The sequence below is a fragment of the Streptomyces sp. NPDC001508 genome, from assembly GCF_040298665.1.
GTDB lineage: Bacteria > Actinomycetota > Actinomycetes > Streptomycetales > Streptomycetaceae > Streptomyces.
In genome coordinates this window covers 25,789-43,951 of sequence record NZ_JBEPAP010000011.1, presented here as the reverse complement: position 1 = coordinate 43,951, position 18,163 = coordinate 25,789, and the positions used below count along the sequence as shown (strand labels likewise).

At 67.1% G+C, this 18,163-nt stretch carries 19 protein-coding genes and 2 pseudogenes; 9 read left to right on the top strand and 12 right to left on the bottom strand.

Annotated elements, in window-relative coordinates; genetic code table 11:
* Positions 1-3: 3 nt before the first annotated feature.
* From ABT245_RS13245 to ABT245_RS13185, 12 genes and pseudogenes are all read right to left on the bottom strand, one after another.
* Positions 4-696: a GltB/FmdC/FwdC-like GXGXG domain-containing protein gene (locus ABT245_RS13245; RefSeq protein ID WP_351732639.1), complete on the bottom strand. Its 693-nt coding sequence runs from the start codon at positions 694-696 to the stop codon at positions 4-6.
* Complete coding sequence (locus ABT245_RS13240) at positions 693-1,604, bottom strand: class II glutamine amidotransferase domain-containing protein (protein WP_351732637.1); 912 nt, start codon at positions 1,602-1,604, stop codon at positions 693-695. Before ABT245_RS13240 ends, ABT245_RS13245 begins: the two co-directional genes overlap by 4 nt.
* Before the next feature lie 33 nt (positions 1,605-1,637).
* Positions 1,638-2,969, bottom strand: a complete 1,332-nt coding sequence (glnT, locus tag ABT245_RS13235; protein WP_351732634.1) for a type III glutamate--ammonia ligase — start codon at positions 2,967-2,969, stop codon at positions 1,638-1,640.
* A gap of 87 nt (positions 2,970-3,056) precedes the next feature.
* The gene (locus ABT245_RS13230; protein WP_351732631.1) at positions 3,057-3,647 is read right to left on the bottom strand and encodes an IS5 family transposase; all 591 of its coding nucleotides are present in this window, start codon (positions 3,645-3,647) and stop codon (positions 3,057-3,059) included.
* A 49-nt stretch (positions 3,648-3,696) separates the two neighbouring features.
* Positions 3,697-4,224, bottom strand: a pseudogene (locus ABT245_RS13225) (transposase family protein); the annotation flags it as partial.
* 208 nt (positions 4,225-4,432) lie between these two features.
* Positions 4,433-4,525 (bottom strand): annotated as a pseudogene (locus ABT245_RS13220) (transposase family protein); the annotation flags it as partial.
* 236 nt (positions 4,526-4,761) lie between these two features.
* The gene (locus ABT245_RS13210) at positions 4,762-5,580 is read right to left on the bottom strand and encodes a GntR family transcriptional regulator (RefSeq protein ID WP_351732628.1); all 819 of its coding nucleotides are present in this window, start codon (positions 5,578-5,580) and stop codon (positions 4,762-4,764) included.
* A 55-nt stretch (positions 5,581-5,635) separates the two neighbouring features.
* The gene (locus ABT245_RS13205) at positions 5,636-6,196 is read right to left on the bottom strand and encodes an HIT family protein (protein WP_351732625.1); all 561 of its coding nucleotides are present in this window, start codon (positions 6,194-6,196) and stop codon (positions 5,636-5,638) included.
* Between the two features lie 11 nt (positions 6,197-6,207).
* On the bottom strand, positions 6,208-7,320 hold the full coding sequence (locus tag ABT245_RS13200; RefSeq protein WP_351732623.1) for an ABC transporter ATP-binding protein: 1,113 nt from the start codon (positions 7,318-7,320) through the stop codon (positions 6,208-6,210).
* Positions 7,317-8,630 (bottom strand): ABC transporter substrate-binding protein, encoded by a 1,314-nt coding sequence (locus ABT245_RS13195; protein WP_351732621.1) that lies wholly within the window; start codon positions 8,628-8,630, stop codon positions 7,317-7,319. Before ABT245_RS13195 ends, ABT245_RS13200 begins: the two co-directional genes overlap by 4 nt.
* A 49-nt stretch (positions 8,631-8,679) precedes the next feature.
* Entirely contained in the window at positions 8,680-9,516 is an 837-nt protein-coding gene (locus ABT245_RS13190) for a carbohydrate ABC transporter permease (RefSeq protein WP_351732618.1), read from the bottom strand.
* Positions 9,513-10,343, bottom strand: coding sequence for a carbohydrate ABC transporter permease (locus ABT245_RS13185; RefSeq protein ID WP_351732616.1), 831 nt, complete (start codon positions 10,341-10,343; stop codon positions 9,513-9,515). Before ABT245_RS13185 ends, ABT245_RS13190 begins: the two co-directional genes overlap by 4 nt.
* 423 nt (positions 10,344-10,766) lie before the next feature.
* On the opposite strand from ABT245_RS13185, the gene ABT245_RS13180 reads away from it, so the two are divergent.
* The 9 genes from ABT245_RS13180 to ABT245_RS13140 all read left to right on the top strand — a co-directional run bounded on the left by ABT245_RS13180 (position 10,767) and on the right by ABT245_RS13140 (position 17,979).
* Positions 10,767-11,192, top strand: coding sequence for a phosphonate C-P lyase system protein PhnG (locus ABT245_RS13180; protein ID WP_351732613.1), 426 nt, complete (start codon positions 10,767-10,769; stop codon positions 11,190-11,192).
* On the top strand, positions 11,189-11,722 hold the full coding sequence (phnH, locus tag ABT245_RS13175; RefSeq protein ID WP_351732610.1) for a phosphonate C-P lyase system protein PhnH: 534 nt from the start codon (positions 11,189-11,191) through the stop codon (positions 11,720-11,722). The genes ABT245_RS13180 and phnH overlap by 4 nt, the downstream gene beginning before the upstream one ends.
* Positions 11,722-12,798 carry a carbon-phosphorus lyase complex subunit PhnI gene (locus tag ABT245_RS13170; RefSeq protein ID WP_351732607.1) on the top strand — a complete coding sequence of 359 codons (1,077 nt, stop codon included), beginning with the start codon at positions 11,722-11,724 and terminating at the stop codon, positions 12,796-12,798. The genes phnH and ABT245_RS13170 overlap by 1 nt, the downstream gene beginning before the upstream one ends.
* 5 nt (positions 12,799-12,803) lie before the next feature.
* Positions 12,804-13,670 (top strand): alpha-D-ribose 1-methylphosphonate 5-phosphate C-P-lyase PhnJ, encoded by an 867-nt coding sequence (locus ABT245_RS13165; protein ID WP_351732927.1) that lies wholly within the window; start codon positions 12,804-12,806, stop codon positions 13,668-13,670.
* Positions 13,667-14,482: an ATP-binding cassette domain-containing protein gene (locus ABT245_RS13160; protein WP_351732605.1), complete on the top strand. Its 816-nt coding sequence runs from the start codon at positions 13,667-13,669 to the stop codon at positions 14,480-14,482. The genes ABT245_RS13165 and ABT245_RS13160 overlap by 4 nt, the downstream gene beginning before the upstream one ends.
* The gene (locus ABT245_RS13155; RefSeq protein ID WP_351732602.1) at positions 14,479-15,156 is read left to right on the top strand and encodes an ATP-binding cassette domain-containing protein; all 678 of its coding nucleotides are present in this window, start codon (positions 14,479-14,481) and stop codon (positions 15,154-15,156) included. The genes ABT245_RS13160 and ABT245_RS13155 overlap by 4 nt, the downstream gene beginning before the upstream one ends.
* Positions 15,153-16,331, top strand: a complete 1,179-nt coding sequence (locus ABT245_RS13150; protein ID WP_351732600.1) for an alpha-D-ribose 1-methylphosphonate 5-triphosphate diphosphatase — start codon at positions 15,153-15,155, stop codon at positions 16,329-16,331. The genes ABT245_RS13155 and ABT245_RS13150 overlap by 4 nt, the downstream gene beginning before the upstream one ends.
* Positions 16,332-16,996: 665 nt before the next feature.
* Positions 16,997-17,161 carry a hypothetical protein gene (locus ABT245_RS13145; protein ID WP_351732597.1) on the top strand — a complete coding sequence of 55 codons (165 nt, stop codon included), beginning with the start codon at positions 16,997-16,999 and terminating at the stop codon, positions 17,159-17,161.
* On the top strand, positions 17,158-17,979 hold the full coding sequence (locus tag ABT245_RS13140) for an inositol monophosphatase family protein (protein ID WP_351732595.1): 822 nt from the start codon (positions 17,158-17,160) through the stop codon (positions 17,977-17,979). The genes ABT245_RS13145 and ABT245_RS13140 overlap by 4 nt, the downstream gene beginning before the upstream one ends.
* The last annotated feature ends 184 nt before the right edge of the window (positions 17,980-18,163 follow it).

The following is an 18,163-nucleotide window of genomic DNA, read 5'->3' as shown; positions in this document are numbered from 1 at the left end:
GCCTCAGTACTCGTTGTCGTGGGTGAAGTGGTAGAGAGTGCGGGCCGAGCCGTAGCGCTTGTACGACGCTGGGTCGTCGTCCTCGAAGCCGGCCGCCTTGAGCAGACCGGCCAGCTCCGCGAGGTGCTCGGGCCGCATCTCCTTCTCGACGCAGTCGGCCCCTAGCGACTTGGCGGTGCCGCGCAGGTAGATGCGGGCCTCGTAGAGCGAGTCGCCGAGCGCGTCCCCCGCGTCCCCGCGGACCACCAGGCGGCCCTTCTGCGCCATGAAGGCGCTCATGTGCCCGACGTCGCCGCCGACGACGATGTCGATGCCCTTCATCGAGATGCCGCAGCGGGCGCCGACGTCGCCGTCTACGACCAGCAGACCACCGCGGCCGGTGGCCCCGGCCGACTGTGCGGCAGAGCCCGTGACATGGACGGTGCCGCTCATCATGTTCTCGGCCACACCCTGGCCGGCGTTGCCGTTGATGACGACCTCGGCCTGCTGGTTCATGCCGGCGGCGTAGTAGCCGAGGTGACCGTTGACGGTGACCTTGACCTGCGCGTCGAGGCCGACGGCGACGTTGTGGGCGCCGCGCGGGTTCTCGATCACATACTCACCTTCGAGGTCCGCGGCGTGGAGCGCCTGGTTGACCTCGCGCAGGGGCGTGGTGCTCAGGTCGAACGCGGGCACTGCCTCGTCGGCGGAGCTCATGCCGACACCTCCTGACGGTTCCAGTGGTAGATGACCTCGGGCTCGGGCTCCCAGATCCGGGCGTTCTCGACGCCGGGCAGGTGGGCGAGGGCCCGGTACTCCGACGCCATCGCCACCCAGTCGTCGGTCTCGGCGATGACGGCCGGCTTGCAGGCGATGGCGTCGCGGACGACCGCGAAGCTGTCGCGGTTGGAGACCAGCAGGGTGTAGAAACCGTCGAAGGTCCGGGTCAGGTCGGTGAGCGCCTCGTCGATGCCCTTGCCGTCCGCGAGCCGGTGCGCGACGAAGCGGGCGCCGACCTCGGTGTCGTTCTCGGAGTCGAACTCGACGCCGGCGGCCCGCAGGTCACGGCGGATCGTGGCGTGGTTGGAGAAGGAGCCGTTGTGCACCAGGCACTCGCCCGGACCCACGGCGTAGGGGTGCGCGCCCGACGACGTGACCGCCGACTCGGTCGCCATCCGGGTGTGGCCCACGCCCTGCCAGCCCTGAGCCTTCGCAAGGCCCCAGCTCTCGGCCAGCGCCCGCGGGGCGCCGACGCCCTTGAGGACGGCGAGGTCCTCGCCGAAACCGCCGATGAGGATGTGCGGGTAGGCATTCTCCGCGGCGGCCAGCAGCACCTCCGAGTCGACGTCGGCGCTGACGAGCACCACGTTGTCGACGGTGACGGCCGTCACCTCGGTGCCGGTCTCGGCGCCGAGCGCCGCCGCGACCGTCTCGCCGGACACGTCGCTGTCGATCAGTGAGACCGAGCCCCTGCCGCGCGGCGACCAGTCCTCGTTGCCGTATACGGCGATGCCCGCCGAGTCCGCGCCGCGGTCCTCCATCTCGCACAGCATCCCGGTGAGGAACTCACCGAGCCGCGAGTAGAGCTCGGGGCTGCGCAGGTGCAACCCAACGATTCCACACATGTGTTGAGTCCCTCTCTCGGGGGTGACGGGGCCTCAGAAGGCCGTGAGGTAGCGGTCGTGCTCCCAGTCGGAGACGGCCGCGTGGTAGGCGAAGAACTCGTCCTTCTTCAGGCTCGCGAAATAGTCGGCGACTCCCGGGCCCGCGACGTCGAGGGTTCCCTTCACGAGGTCGTCGGCCTCGAAGGCCTCGACGGCGTGCAGCAGCGTCAGCGGGAAGGGGGTCTCGGGACCGGTGCCGACCTCGCCGAGGGAGAGGCCGCTGAAGATGCCGTCGAGGCCGGCGTCCACGGCCGCGGCGATGGCGAGATACGGATTGGCCGCACCGTCGCCGCCACGCAGCTCGATGCGCTGGTTGTCCGGGACGCGCACGTAGTGGGTCCGGTCGTTGCCGCCGTACGTCGGCAGTTTGGGCGCCCAGGTCGCACCGCTCGCACTGGAGGCGACCGCGCCGGTCCGCTTGTAGGAGTTGACCGTCGGCGCGATGACCGCCTGCAACGCGGTCGCGTGCTCCAGGATGCCGGCGACGAAGGAGTACGCCGTCTTCGACAGCCCCAGACCGACCGAGTCCTCATCGCCCCCGCTGCTCGCAGGGAAGACCGAGGTGCCGGTCGCGGTGTCGCGTAGGGAGAGGTGGAGGTGGAGGCCGGAGCCGGTGCGGTTGGCGAACGGCTTCGGCATGAAGGTCGCGATCATCCCGCGCTCCTGGGCGAGCACGCTCAGCAGGTAGCGGAGGGTGACGACTCGATCGGCGGTCGTCAGGGCGTCGGCGTACTGGAAGTTCTGCTCGAACTGGCCGTTGCCGTCCTCGTGGTCGTTGGCGTAGTTGCCCCAGCCGAGCTGGTTCATCGCGGTGCTGATCGAGGTCAGGTGGTCATACATCCGGGTGACACCACGCGCGTCGTAGCACGGCTGAGCCGCGACGTCGTCACTGTCCGCCGGGACCAGGGCACCCGCCGCGTCGCGCTTGAGGAGGAAGTACTCCACCTCGGCGCCGGCGTAGGGCGCGAAGCCGGCGGCGGCGGCCTTGGCGACGACCTGTTTGAGGATCACGCGGGGAGCGAAGGGCCACGGCTCCCCCTCCACGTAGGGGTCGCAGTGGACGATCGCCAGGCCTTCCCTGACGAACGGGACGGGTGTGAAGGAGGCGGCATCCGGGATCGCGATCAGGTCGGGGTCCTTGGGCTCCTGCCCGATCGCGCCGACGGCGTACCCGGCGAAGCCGACGCCCGCCGTCGCCAGCTCGTCGACAGCCTCGACAGGCACGAGCTTGGCACACGGCTTGCCGTTGAGGTCGACGAAGAGCGCCAGGAGGAACTTGGTGCCGCTGGTCTCACAGAGGGCTGCCAGGTCGAGGTTGTCGGTCATGATGACTCCTGAAGTCAGGTTCACCGAAATGAATCATCGTCTCCGCTGAGTAGACTCAGTACATGTTTCGACCTCATTTCGGAGTAGTTAGGTCTGGGTCTCGTGAGCCTCGGATCCGGTCTTACGGATCGCACGGTCGATACGCGTTGCGGCGGCTGTGCGATGAGTCGCCGTCGTCGACCGCGGCTCACGCCGAACCAAGATTGCGTGGGTGTTCGCACCGGATACCGCGACGGCCAGCGGGATGCCCTGGGCCTCGGACGGCACGTGCAGCTTGCTGCCCTTCTTGCCTCGATCGGCCGGGTCCGGCCCGGTCAGCGTGCCCCCCCCTCTTTTAGCCCGGACCGACGCGGCATCGACGATCGCCGAGGCCCAGTCCAGCTCGCCTCGCGCACCGAGTTCGTCCAGGACCGTCCGGTGGAGCCGACTCCACAGACCCGCCCGGGTCCACGCGCTGAACCGGCGATGCGCCGTCGCGGGCGAGACGCCGAACGTCTCCGGCAGATGCCGCCAGGCACACCCGCTGGTCAGCACATACACAACCGCCGTGAACACGGCCCGCTCGTCACACGGTGCGGTCCCGCCGCCCTGCGGACGCGAGTTGAACGACGGCAGCAACGGAGCAACCAGCTCCCACAGACCGTCAGGAACCAGCCGCTGCGAGTGATCGACACCCACAAGCAGCAATGATGCCCCAGCTCATCACATCACCACGTGAGACGTCCTCTTAGCAGGTCATCGGGCTGACGGGCACGAGTTCGGTGCTGGGTTTGCGACGGGTGGGCCGCTGGGCGGCTCGGTCGGAGACCAGGCCGGCGATGGCCCGGTGCGTGGCCGGGTAGTGCTCGCCGCGGCCGAGGAAGCGCTGCAGCGGGCGCCACTGCTTGTGCTCCGCGTTGGCGTGTTCGACGCAGATCCGCGCCGAGGACTGGCGGCGCCATTGCTCACGCCAGGTGTACTGGTCACCGAGCGGGGCGTCTTCCTTCGGCTTCTTCGGCGGCGCACTGACCTGTTCGGGGAACTCGTTCGCCAGACCCCGGCACCCCTCATCCACCTCGGCTCTCACGTCCAGATGGAGACGGAATTGCTCGGCGATGCCTTCGGTGCGCATCGCGGTCTGATCGTGCATTCTTCCCAGCCGGTCGGCCCCGGACCACAGGGTGCGGCCCTGACCATCGCTGATCGTGGTGGTCTTCATGGTGTTCTGCTTCTTCTTGCCGGAGACGAACGCGCAGCGGCCCGGCCGGCGGGCCTTCGGGCGGCGGACCTGGGTGGCGCACCGACTGAACTCTCTGACCGGGGACGATGCACCCTTGCGCGGAGATCGTCTCCCACGCTGTCGGAGATCTTTTCCCGTCGGACGAGGCGCCCCTCGCTCGCGACCTGGTCAGAGCGTCCGTCAACTCGTCCGCGTACGACGAGTGTTTCGTCGGTGCCCCTGGGTCTCGGTCCCGTCGATCCGCAAGGTCACGCCCTCCGGCATCGGCGTAGGCGAACACGTCGGCCAATGTTCGCAGGCGCAGTCCGGACTGGCCGGGGACGGCGAAGCCGCGGTCGGGGGCCGTTCCCCAGTTCTTGGTCGGGGTGCGGCCGGTCGGTCAGCCGCCAGACGCGGCAAGAGTCGCCGCGTCCTGGCGGACGAACCCGACCCGGCGGCAACTGGCGCCGCGGTTCGAGGACTTGAAGTCCGCTGGCGACCACATCAGCGACCGCCTCGGACCGTCGCTGTCACCGCGGCCTCACATGCGGTTCCGCCAGGACACCGTGCTGTGGCGTCGCACAATGACGTCGCCTATTGTCCAGTCGTGTTCTGCGAGCCATCCCGGTCGTGGCTGCGTCCGGATGGCTGGTCTTCGGCGGCTTCGTGTGCATGTGTGTCGTTGTACCGGAAGGTCACCTTGATGCGGTCGCCGCGCCCCTTCGACGCGGTGAACAGGATGGGCTCACCGTGTTGGGTGGTGTCCAGACCCTCTGATGCCAGTATGGGGTAGCCGACAGCGACGTCGAGATGGTCGGCGTCGCGAGGTTCGGCGAGCTCGCTCCAGTAGGTGCGGTAGGCCCTGCGCAGTTCGATGTCGTAGTGATCACGCAGTGCGTCGAACAGCGATCCGGTGCCTTCTGCCGAAGGCCAATGGGTTTTCAGGCGCGGCAGTCGGCTGCGGTCCATCCAGATGGTGGTGAGGCTCCAGGGGACTCCGTCGACGTAGCGTACGAGTTCGTAGCAGACAAGACGCTCGGCGGCACCCAGTTCGGTCTGGATGCGCTTGTCCGTGACGGTGCGGACGTCGAGCAGGCGGGTTTCCGTGATCGCGCCGTGAGCCGAGATGTTGTGGGTGAAGCTGGGCACAGTACCCAGGTCGAAGCGGACCTTTGTTGCAGCGGGGAATGTGCCGTTACCCTGCTTCACCTCGATGACGCCTCGCCGTGCGAGTTCGTCGAGCGCCTGCCGGACCGTGAGGCGGTTGACTCCGAATTCATCGGCGAATTCGAGCAAGCTCGGCAAGCGCCTTCCCGGGGGATACTCGCCGGCCTGCAGACGCGCTTCGATGATTTCGCTCAGCTGACGGTAGAGCGCTGTTCCGTTGTGCCGGTTGAGGTGGGTGCTTCGCATGACGTTGGTGGGCTCTTCTCGGTGCGCGGCGGCCGGTGGTGAATGGCTGGGGCGGTCAGCCCCTGTGTCGGTCGTCTTCGCGTGGGTCCAGGACGACGTCGAGTTGCAGGCGCCTCGGGTCGCGGTCGAGCGCGGCGAAGAGTGCGGTGCGGACCAACTCGACGCGACGGTCCATCTCTTGCTCGTCGACAGTAACCCATGGAACGTCGTGGGGTATGCGGTTGTCAGGAATGGGATCGTCGCGGTAGCGGGGCTTGATGAAGCCGTGGATGTGCGGCGTCCAGTTCCCGAGCACTTCCCAGTTGAGCTTGTGCGGCCGGAATGCCTCTTCGACGGCCGCAGAACTCAGCAGGAGGTCGTTGAAGTAGCCGCCGGCCGCGGTGGGCGGCAGGTGGTGCAGTTCGGTGGCGTGTGCGTTGCTGATGAGCATGCACATCCCGCTGACGTACTGGTTGGCAGCGAGCAGCAGTCGAGAGGCGGTCAGGTCAGCGATGTGGCGTCCGGTTGTGACGTCGCTGTGTCCGGCCTCGATCTCCGAGCACATCAGGCAGCCGGAGTCCGGTTCGGGACGGAACACATCGCCTGGGTTCGGCGTGGGGTTGCTGTTCAGCGTCATGGAAGTGGCTCCTAGGCTTGATCGCGATGCCGGACCGAGGTGGTGGTCATGCGCTGTCCGTCGGCATCGAAGTAGTGCAGGTGTGCCGGTTGAGTGTGGATGATAAGAGGTCCGGACGGCCGGGCTGCGGCTGGTACACGTACCCGGGTGGTGCCGGCGTCGGTCGCGACGTGGAGGAGACGGTCCCGTCCGTGCAGTTCGCTGGTGGTCACCGAGCCGGTCAGCGTGAAGTCGTCCGCGGTACCCGGCCCGAGTCGAAGGTCCTCCGGTCGGACACCGACGCTGTGAGCACCGCGGTAGTCATGTCGAGGGAGCAGGCCGACTGGAAAGAGGTTCATGCCTCCGAGGAAAGCGGCCGTGAAGGTGGTCGCCGGCTCACCGTAGACGACGTCCGGTGCGTCCGCCTGCTCGACGCGTCCCGCGTTCATGACAACGAGGTGGTCGGCGAGGGACAGAGCTTCAATCTGGTCATGTGTGACGAAGACGACCGTCATGCCGAGCCGACGCTGCAACGCCATCAGGTCGGTGCGCATTCCTGCACGCAATTCGGCATCGAGGTTGGAAAAGGGTTCGTCCATGACGAGTACGGCAGGGTCGCGGACCAAAGCACGCGCGATGCCGACACGTTGACGCTGCCCGCCGGACAACTGAGCCGGACGGCGGTCGAGCAGCCCGTCGAGTTTGAGGAGCCCGGCTGTCTCGCTGATCGCCGTCAGGCGGTCCCGTTTGGGCACACGCGTCATGCGGAGGGGAAACTCGATATTGGCGCGCGCGGTCTTGTTCGGGTACAGGGCGTAGTTCTGGAAGACCATCGCGATTCCGCGTTCCTCAGCCGCGAGCGCGGTGACGTCATGGCCATCCAATTCGATCGTTCCGGCGGTGGGGGTCTCCAGGCCGGTGATGCAGCGGAGCAAGGTGGTCTTGCCGCACCCGGACGGGCCGAGCAGCACGGTGATCTGACCTGCTGGAATGGTGACGTCGACCCGGTCCAGTGCGTAGCTGCTCCCTTTGTCGAAGGACTTGGCCAGTTCGACGCATCGGACCGCGTGGCCGAGGTGTGGGCGGCTGGAACGCAGGGGCGATGTTTGAGACCCTGACGACGGCGGCGTGTGTACTTCGGTCACTTGGACTCCTCCAGCAGGAGAGATGTTTGCTTGGCGGCGTCACCCAGTGCCTGGGCGCAACTCTTGGACCCGCGCAACGCCAGGATGATTTCCTGTTGCAGCTCGTCGGTGATCTGGCTGGACTGGGACCCGGGAAAAGCGAATTGATTGACGACGTTCGCGAGTTGCTGGTTCCCCGGCCGGTAGAGCGGGTTGGTGAAGAACCCCCTCAGGTATTGTTTGCCGTCGGTGGCCACTCGATTGACCGAGGACAGTCCGCTGGCCTTCACGAGTGTAGTGATCGCGGCCGGGCTCACCAGCTTCGAGATGACGTCGAACGCTGACTTCTGTCGCCGTGCGTCCTGGTCGAGAAGGACCAGGCTGGCGAGTCCCGCGACACATCGACGAGTACCGCCGTCAGGGATGGGCATGACCGCGGTGCGGACGTCGAACTTCGACGCCTTGGCTATTCCAGCGGTCTTCGCCGAACTCGTGTACATCATGCCGAGGTCGCCTCGGCCGAAGGCGTCCGCTTCCTGCTGGTAGGTCATGGTCTGGCCAAGGCCGTCCTTGAAGAGTTTCGCCCAGAACTGCAGTACCTCCACACCGGCGTCATCGTCGAAGGCTGGCGTCCGGCCATCGGCAGAGGCCATGGCGCCACCGTTGGAGCGCAGGAAGTTCTGGAAGCAGAAGTTACCGCTCTGGTCGTTGCTGAATGTGGCTCCGTACTTGGTCGCCTTCGATGCCACCAGTTGCTCGGCGTACTGGCGGACCTCGGAGAAGGTGGTCGGAGGCTTGTCCGGATCGAGACCGGCCTTGGTGAACGCGTCGGCGTTGTAGAAGAGAATGAGCGTCGAGATGGAGTAGGGCATCGCGTAGAGCCTGCCATCGACCTTGCACAGGTCCATGAGAGCGGGCACCATCTCCGCCTGGTCGAAGCCGCTGGACGCGACCAGCCCATCGAGGGCGACGGCCCGCTGAGCCGAAACATACTTGCTGAGGTTGTAGCCGCCGATCATGGCGAGCGAGTCGTGCACCCCGGCAGCCAGGTCGGACTGCACCCGCTGATCGACGGAGTCGAACGTGCCTGGCGTCTGGACAACCTTGACCGTGGTGGCCGAGCCGGGGCCGTAGAAGCTCGACAGCAGGGCGGGCATGAAGGAGTAGACGGCGCTGTCGATCATGACGAGGTCCAGTGTGTCGCGTCCTGTGCCGGATGCGGACGATGTGCCGTCCAAGTTGCCGCTGCACGCGGCCAGGAGTCCGCCGAGGCTGAGGGCACCGGCGCCGGCGAGCAGTGTGCGGCGAGAGAGAGAACTGTCGGCAGACATAGGTCGATGCTCACTTTCAGGGTTACCGAAATCGGTGGGACAAGCCGGGTCAGTCGAGTCCGCGGGCGATGGCCAGCCCACGAACGAAGTGCCTTTGACAGGCCAGGAAGCCAAGGAGCAGCGGAATGACGGCGAGGGTGGCGGCCGCCGTTTGAGCGCCGTAGTTGGAGCCGGACTCCTGGGACGAGAAGAGTGAGATGCCGTATGGCACGGTGCCGTGGGCGTTCGTACGCAGGATCACCGAGGGCCAGAACAGGTCGTTCCAGTTGTAGATCACGCTGAAGACGGCCAGGGCGAGGATGGCCGGCTTGACGTTGGGAAGAACCACCCGCCATACCATCGCGATCGGTCCGACGTGGTCCAGCCGTGCCGCGTCGAACAGGCTCTGCGGGATCGAGAGGATGAACTGGCGCATCAGATAGATGCCGAAGCCGGTGCAAGCATAGGGAAGAACCAGGCCGGCGATCGAGTCGTTCAGCCCAACGCGCGCCAGCAACACATAGTTCGGGATCGCGACGACCTGGGGCGGGACGATGAAGCAGACGAGTACGCCCCAGAAAAGCACGGATCTGCCGCGGAATCGCAGTCGCGCCAGTGCGTATCCGGCGGGCACAGCTGTGATCAACTGGCAGAGGAATATCAGACCGGTGACGAGAATGCTGTCGAGGTAATACCGGCCCCATGGCGCGGCCCGCCAGGCGGCGACGAAGTTGTCCAGGGTGAGGTGGGACAGGCCGAGGCTGCCGTCGAGGATGTAGGGCTCGGGCGTGAAGGCGGAGCGGACCATGACGTAGAACGGGAAGAGCGTGACAACAGCTCCTGCTGCCAGTACTCCATGAGTAGCGGCCAGGCGTGCGACGTCGGTCGTGCGGCGGGGAGCGGTCATCGTGTGCCTGCCCTTTCCCATCGCCGGCCGAAGCCGCGCAGCTGTGCAAACGTGGCAGCCAGTACCAACAACAGCAGAAGCACACTGATCACCGACCCGACGCCCAGATTTCCAAAGGTGATTGCTTGTTGCCACATCAGGACCGACAGTGTGGTGCTGGCGCGTGCGGGACCACCCGCCGTCATGACCTGGATCTGGTCGAAGACGCTCAGGGCGTTGCGGGTCGCCACCGCAGCCGCAAACACCAGTGAGGGGCCGAGGGCGGGAAAGCTGACGTGCCAGAAACGCTGCCACGCACCGGCTCTGTCCAGCCGCGCGGCCTCCATCAGATCGGGATTGACGTTGTTCAGGCCCGCCAGGAACATGATCATCGATGATCCGATGTCGTGCCATGCACCGACGACGGCAACCGCCGGCAGGGCCCAGCTCGTCGAACCCAGCCAACCGGTCACACCGATGGCGCGCCCGAGCGTGGAGTCGATGACGCCGCTGTTCGGATAGAACATCCACGTCCAGATCACAGACATCGCGGCGAGGGTCGACGCGGCGGGCATGAAGTACGCCGTTCGCCAGAGCCCGGCCCCCGTTCCGAGCGAGTTCACAGCGACGGCGACCAAGAGACCGACGCACACAATGATCGGTGCGGTGATGAGCCAGTACAGGACTGTGTGCCACAGGGCGGGCAGCAACTGTCCGCCGCGAAGGGCCGTTCGCACATTGCCCAGGCCCACGTAACCATGCGACTGCGCCAACAGGTCGTAGTGGAACAAGGACAACACGGTCACGATACCCACGGGCAGCAACACGAACAGCGTGAGCAGGAGCATCGCAGGGGAGAGCAGAAGGTAGGGTGCGCAAGCGCTGACGACCCTTCGCCACAGCGACCCGCGTCGGACCGAGTCCTCAGGTCCGGCGCCCGCGGCCGGAGAACGCTTGGTCATCGTGCGCTGATCCGCTGCCGGGGCGGCAGTCACTGACCCGTCCCTACGGCAGCCGGCCGCGCCGTCCCGTCGGCGCCGCAGTGGTCGCCGCCATCTGTGGCCGCCGGGTGTGCGCCACCGGGGGCCGGGTACCTCGCGTCCGTCACGGCGTTTCCTCCTTCGTCTGAAACAAGCGATCCATGGGGTGCGGTGGACTCACCAGGACCTTGCCGCACCCAGCGGACGCAGAGGGCGACCCGCCGATGACTCTTTCCGGAACAGCTAGTGAACGAGACGTCTAGACGGCTAACTGTGTACTACGGTCGAGCCGTGAGCAAAGCCGCCATATCGAAGACCCCTCTGGACAGAGCCGAGCGCCTGGCGGGGTTGGCCGCCGCCGCGCGGACCGCGCGCTCAGCCCTTCTCGACCTAGCCGACAGAACACTCGCGGCCACGGACGTCGTGATCGTGGAGTACCCCGAGCCCTACGCCGCACCCCTGACGCTGCACACCGCGGTCGGTGACTCCGACCTGGGCGCCGCCGTCGTGACACGTTGCACGGTCACGATCGACGGCCGCACCGGATGGGGCCTCGTACTCGGATGGGACCGGCTCGCCTCTCTCGCCGCAGCGGTACTCGACGGCCAGGGCGGCGAGATGGCCGACACACTGGCCGCCGAAGCTCTCGCTGCCGAGCAACTGGCCCGGCAGCAAGAGGCCGGCCTTGTCCTGCTGACCCGAACGGAGTCGGAATGACGTACGCGACACAAGAGGTCATGGAGGGACACGACCACTTCCGGGCCGCAATGGTCGCCCTGTCCTACCCAGGCCGTCGCATCCCCGTCGAGGACGCGTCCCGCACCCACCGGAACCGCACCGGTCGACAGATCCTGCGCGCCCTGTACGACGACGAGACACCCGTCACCACGGTCGCCGCAGACGGAACGACGACGGGCGCCACACCTGAGGAAGCACGTGTCCTCGTCGTGAACGGCAGCACTTCTCACGGAGTGCTGAGCCGGATCCCGCGAGGTACCGAGGAATACCCGGAACGGGGGGCAACAGTCATCTATCTCGTGGCGGGGCTGCCCGATGCGGCGCACCTCCACCTGACCGGTCCCGGTGTGGACGGAGACCTGGAAGTCCGCCTTCCTCTCGCCCTCGACGACGTCATGGCCCGTAACGCGGCCTGTCGGGAGAAACCCACGGGTGTCGACCTCCTTCTGGCCGGTGACGGATGGGTCACCGGGCTGCCGCGCACCACGTCCGTCCAGCAGGTGGATTGATGAGTTACTCGACCTACAAAGAGGACGCCGCCGCGATCAGTGCCGTACAAAGACTGGCCGCGAAGCGCCGAGCGCCTGGCGTTCCGGGCGAACTGGCCGCGCACCTACCCCTGTTGTTCGACCAGATACAGGGTGAGGCAGGACTCTTCGCGCCGACCCTGGTCGAGCGCGCGCTGAGCCAGGCGCAAGGCGATGTCGGCCGGGCGGTGGGCCTGCTGCGAGGCTGGGCCGCCGTCCTGCCCCATCTGGTCACTCCCACGCTCAGCGAGGAAGACGTACGGGTCGTACGGCGACTGACACCGGCATTTCGCAATCCGGAGCACGGACAGTACCTCGGTGCATCGCCGGATCACGCGCCGCGACTGCTTCAGACCGACGACACTCCCGAGCAGACCGCCGACGTGCCCGAGCCGGAGCACGCGGTGAGCGATGAACCGGGATCCGAAGCGACGGATGGCCCGTGCGCACAGAAACTGCTTCGGTTTCCCCGCGCGGTGTCAGACCTTGAGACCAGCGGCATCCTCAAGCATGGCTCGGGGACACACTCGGCGCCGCACAGCGCCCTGCTTGCCACGCTCGCCCAAGGGGACACCGGCGCACTGACGACGATTGCCTATGCGGCCGCACGAACCTTCGGCAGCCAGCGCGAACCGATCGTCGGAGAGCTGCGCGCAGGGTACGCACCGGTCCAGGTCGTCCATCCGGACCTCGGTGTGCAGATCACACTGGGTGAAGTCCCCGTCTGCACCGCCGAGTTCATCGTGGAACACCGTTATCCGGGCCAGAAGGACGCTCCCGCCGCCCGGTTCTATCTCGGCGCCGGAACGACCATCGGGCATCTGGAGCGTCGTGCGATAAGTGCCGCTCTGCTCGATGCGACATGCAGCCGGGACGGTGCCGCGGACGATGTCGGTCTGGGCATGCTGGGAGACCCTGAGCTGCTCGCCCCCCTGCTGGACGGTGCAGCAGCGTGTGGCCACATCGAGCACTTCAAACTGCCACACCATGTGCAGTTCCAGTCCAAACTCGACCCGGACGCGTCCGCCTACGAGTCCGTGGAGGATCAAGAAGCGTGAACACGATGCGACTGCTCGGCCAACAGCCTCCGGCGGAGGCCGGCTACCGGTTCGGCTACCTCGACGAGCCATCCAAACACGTGATCCGCCAGGCGATCCTCAAGGCCATCTGCATACCAGGACACTTGGTGCCGTTCGCATCGCGGCACATGCCGGTTGCCCGGGGGTGGGGCAGCGGCGGACTTCAGGTGACATTGGCCGCCATCACACGAAGCGACACGGTGAAGGTCATCGACGAGGGCGACGACAACACGGTGAACGCGACCGGGCTGCGCGACCTCATAGCCCGCACCTGCGGTGTGGACACCACGACGGACGCCGGGAAGGCAACGCTCATTCAAAGCCGCCACCGGATACCGGAGACGAGTCTCGATGAGGGTCAAGTTCTCGTGTTCCAGCTGCCGTACGGTGACCCACTGCGCTCCATGACGTCGAACTCGATCGTCACCAGCCCGGGCGAACGCCGGCGCATGCACGCGGAGGGCGACTACGACCAGGTCTGGCTGGGCCTCTTCGAGCAGACACTGCAAGAAGGCCGAGCCCGCTCCAGCCTCAGTCATCCGGTCGAGGTCAACGGCGGTTACACGGTCACCGTCGCCAGCCCCCGCTGGGACCTCCCTCGGCTCGACAACGCCAAATTCATCTCCTTGTTCGGCATGGGCCGGGAAGGCTATATCTTCGCCATCCCGCCCTACACCAAGGCTGCCCCGTTGAGTTTCGAGGACCGCCCGTTCGTCATCGAGAGCTTTGCTCAGCCCTGCGCCCGGTGTGGCAGCACATCCTCATACCGCGTCAAACAGCACATCGCCGCCACCGACGTGCTGGTCTGCTCCGATGTTGACGCCTGCGACCGCCGGCAGGTGCAGGCATGACGTCCCCGCACCTTCACGTCAGCCATCTCACCGTCCGTTACGGGGCGGGTTGCCAGTACTGCCGCGACAGTCCGGAACCGAGCGAGCCCTTGTGCTCGTACTGCGGGAGCCTCACCGGATGCCGCGACATCACCTTCACCGCGGACCACGGCGAGGTCGTCGGCATCGTCGGCGAATCCGGGTCCGGCAAATCGACGCTGCTGCGGGCACTGGCGCTGGCGACCAGGCCGACCACCGGAACGGTCAGCCTACGCGGACACCGAGTCAGTGACCTGACGGGCCGCGCTCGCCGCCGAACGCGGATCACCGACATCGGCGTCGTCGAACAGGCTTCGAGCGACATCCTGCACCCTGGAGTCTCCGCTCTCGGCAACGTGGCCGAACCCCTGCTGGCACGAGGATGGCGGCACTTCGAACAGATCCGCGCCGAAGCCACGGCACGGCTGGAGGAGACCGAGATCCCCAGCGATCGCATGTCCGAACCCGTCCGCACCTACAGCGGCGGGATGCGGCAGCGCGTCCAACTCGCCCGGGCCTTCGCCGGCTCACCTCAGTTGATCCTGCTCGACGAACCCACCAACGGACTCGACGTGTCCGTCCAAGCGCGCGTTCTCGACCTCATCCGGCGCCTGGCCGGCGACAAGGGAACGACGATGCTCATCGTCTCGCACGACCTCGCCACCGTCCGCATCCTGGCTCAGCGCACCTTGGTGATGTCGGCCGGGCGAGTCGTCGAAGCCGGGATGACCGACCAGATACTCCAAGACCCCCAACACCCCTACACCCAGCTGCTGGTGAGTTCCCAACTATGAACACCCTGAGCATTCGCGGGCTGAGCAAGAGCTTTCACCGCCATCTACGCCAAGACGCCAGCACCATCCAGGTCCTGCGCGGTGTCGACCTCGACCTCGAACAGGGCACCTGCACGGCACTCACCGGAGCCAGCGGATCAGGCAAGACATCGTTGCTGCGGTGCGTATGGCGCACCTACCGCCCCACCGACGGAACGATCACGCTCCGCACCCCGGGCCGTGAACTCGACCTTGCTCGCGCCGACGACCAGACCGTCCTCTCGGCCCGACGCAGCGTGATGAGCAGCGTGACTCAATTCCTTGACGTCATTCCGCGCGTCCCCGCCGTCGACCTGGTCGCAAGCCGCGGCACCACACACGAGGGCGCACGCGATCTGCTCCGGCGTGTCGGTCTACCGGAAGAGCTTGCCGATCAACCACCGGCAACCTTCTCAGGTGGACAAAAGCAATTGGTCAATATCGCCATGGGCCTGGCCGCCCCGGGGCGCCTCCTCCTCCTGGACGAAATCACAGCATCCCTCGACCGCGCACGGCGCTCCGACATACGTGCCGTGCTACGCCACTACAAGGACGCGGGAGTCACCATGCTCGCCGTCGTTCATGACAGCGACGCCCTCGGCCCGCTGGTCGACCGTGTCGTCGAACTTCGAGACGGAAAGGTACTCACCGCATGATCAGCCTCCGAGCCCGTCGTATCGCAACTCCGGAACAAGAACTGCATGACCACTGGGTGAGCATCGAGCACGGGGACATCGTCGGCGTGACACCCGGGCCGATGCCCGGCGCCGAGCAGGTCGACCTCGGCGACGTCGACCTGCTCCCCGGACTGATAGACCTGCACTCTGACTGTCTTGAGCGTCACCGCTACCCTCGGCCGGGCGCAGAAGTCGACCTTCTGGCCGCCCTGCTCGCCGTGGACGCCGAGGCTGCCGCCAACGGCATCACGACCAATTTCGTCTGCGCTTCCTTCGAGGAGGACGCGGCCAAAGGGCGCACCAGTAACAATGCCCTCGACCTCGTCAACACCCTGGGGCACTGGCACGCGCGCCTACGCGTCGACCACTACATCCACAGCAGGATCGAACTGTGGCAGGCCGATCTCGAACTCGTCCGAACAGCGTTGGGCAACCCCAGAACAAAACTCGTGTCGTACATGGACAACCATGCGGCTACCAACCGTCCGGTGGCCCTCGACGACATTCGACACTCGATCTGGGGTCAGACACACCCGGACCATGACAGGGCCGGACCCCTGCCCGCGGGCATCGTGGACGAGGTCCGCCGCTATGTCTGTGCTCTCGCCCAGGACAGCGGCCTGGTCCTTGCCTCGCACGACGATCCCACCCGCGCGGCCGTCACCACGGCCGCCCGCCTCGGCGTCGACATCATCGAGTTCCCGACAACCTCGGAGGCAGCCGACGCGGCAAGCGCCGGCGACCGCGCCATCGTCATGGGCGCGCCCAATGCCGTTCGGGGCGCATCACGCGTGGGTCGGCTGTCCGCCCGCGCCGTCGCGGCTTCGGGGGCACTGACCGCTCTTGTCTCCGACTATCACATCCCCTCTCTGCTCGCTGCGATCTACGCGCTCGAAGACGCCGACGTCTGCTCGTGGAACGATGCGGTCAAGCTGGCCACCACGGCACCGGCTGACCTCGCACACCTGACTGACCGAGGAGCCATCACACCTGGTCGACGTGCCGATCTGATCGCAGTCACCAGACATGACAGGTACCCGGTCGTTCACACCATGTGGCGCAACGGCAAGCCCCTCTACGCGTTCGGCCCGCCGACGGTCTCTCCCACGACACGATCCGAGGCGTTGGCAACTGGGCCGACACCGCACAACTGATTCCACAGCGAACACGGGCACACTCCTCGGCAGGGCAACTGCAGCTCGAAACGCCTCGGGAGAGCGCGGCGGCGGCGAGTCGGCATGGCCACACCACTTGATCAACCAGCCGGGGCGGTCCTCCACGAGCCAGGGACCGCCCCGACCAGGCGAACACCACGGTCAGGCGAGCCTCGGCCGAGCCCTTTCCGTGGAGGCGTGGCGCGACCTGGCCCGGGGACCGTCCTCGGACATCGGCCACCGCGTCTTCCGGAACAGCACATCATCCAACGGCGCTCTTGCCCGGCTCACCCGGCGCACAGACGTGAAAGTGAGTAGCGATGACTGACCGAATCGAACAACAAAGCCCCGCTCCCCCACCAAACGGCCCACGCCCATTCCATGTTGGCGGCCGACACCATGGCGACACCGGAAAGCACGTGGTTGGGGGCACGTCATCGCTGCGGTGCGTGCGGCGCCCGAACCTGCGGGACTGCCGCTCCGGACGGCTCCGCACCGCGGCCGGACCGATGTTGTCCACCACGTGGCCCGGCCGAGAGTCGGGCCGCCTGAACCGGAAGGGCCGACTCGGTCTCCGCCAGGGGGCGCGGGATTGGCTCAGCGAGGAAACCGAGGCAGGCGGAACCCCGCTGCGCGGCCACTGCGTCAACGCCTCCGGCCGCGAAATGACCGCGCAGGGCCTGCTCAGCGGCGATGCCGCAGGCGGCGCCGGTTTCCCGGACCGTGTCCGTCTGAGGGTGGGCCTGCGCGTCGGCCTGATGCCGGCCTGCCTCGGCCGGCCTTGGCCCGTGGCCGTCCTGCGCGCGGCCTCGGAGGGTGGCGCGGTATGAGCGGCCGGATCTCATGGCCGGTGCCCGAACCGCACCTGCCCTCCGGCGTCCACCCCGTACTGGCCGCGGCGGCCCGGGCCGCCGCGGGCGCCTTCCGCGCCGCACGCGAGACCTACGACCGGGCGCAGCTGGCCGAGAAGGTCCAGGTGGGCGCGGACGGCACCCCGACGATGAGGCTGGACATCCTGGTGGACACTGCGCTCGCCGAGGTCGCGGACGCCCACCGGGTCAATCTGCTCAGCGAGGAACTGGGCAGCATCGACAACGGCTCCGCCGTCACGCTCGTCACCGACCCGGTGGACGGTACGGCGAACGCCGCCTCGGGCGTCCCGCTGTCCGCCTTCGCCGGCGTCATCGCGGTGGACGGCACACCGACAGCAGCACTGACCTGCTGGCTGGACACCGGCCGCTGCTGGCACACAGCGGCAGGACAACCAACTCCGTACCGCACCAGCGGCCGCACCAGGCTCGACGGCGCCGCAGTAAGTCTGCTGCGGCCACAGCCGCACATCGCAGGCGCGTGGTGGCGGGTGGCGACACGGGCCGCCAGGATCCGCATCCTGTCCACGAGTTGCCTGGAAGCGATGCTGGTGGCCGAAGGATCGACGGACGCATTCGCCGACGCCGGCTCCGACACCCACCGCATCGTCGACCTGGCCGCCGCCATGGTGACCGTCCCCGCAGCCGGCGGCACCGTCATGGACGTCCACGGCCGCCCCCTGGAAATCGACCCCGACCTCACCCGCCGCTGGTCAGGCGTGGTCGCGGCCACCCCACAACTGGCAGAGCAACTGGCCGAGACCATCCGCGGAACATGACGGCGAGGCGACGGCCGGGTGGCGGGTGGTCACGTCGAGCGGCGCACACCGGCCCGGCACACCGTCGCCGAACCCGGGCAGGAAGCACTGGACGGCGCGGCCTATACGGGAAACACTGCCTCACACGTTCCCGCGGCCGGGTCGGCTGGTGGGAGTCGTCCAGCGGCCCTGAGCCTCCCCCATC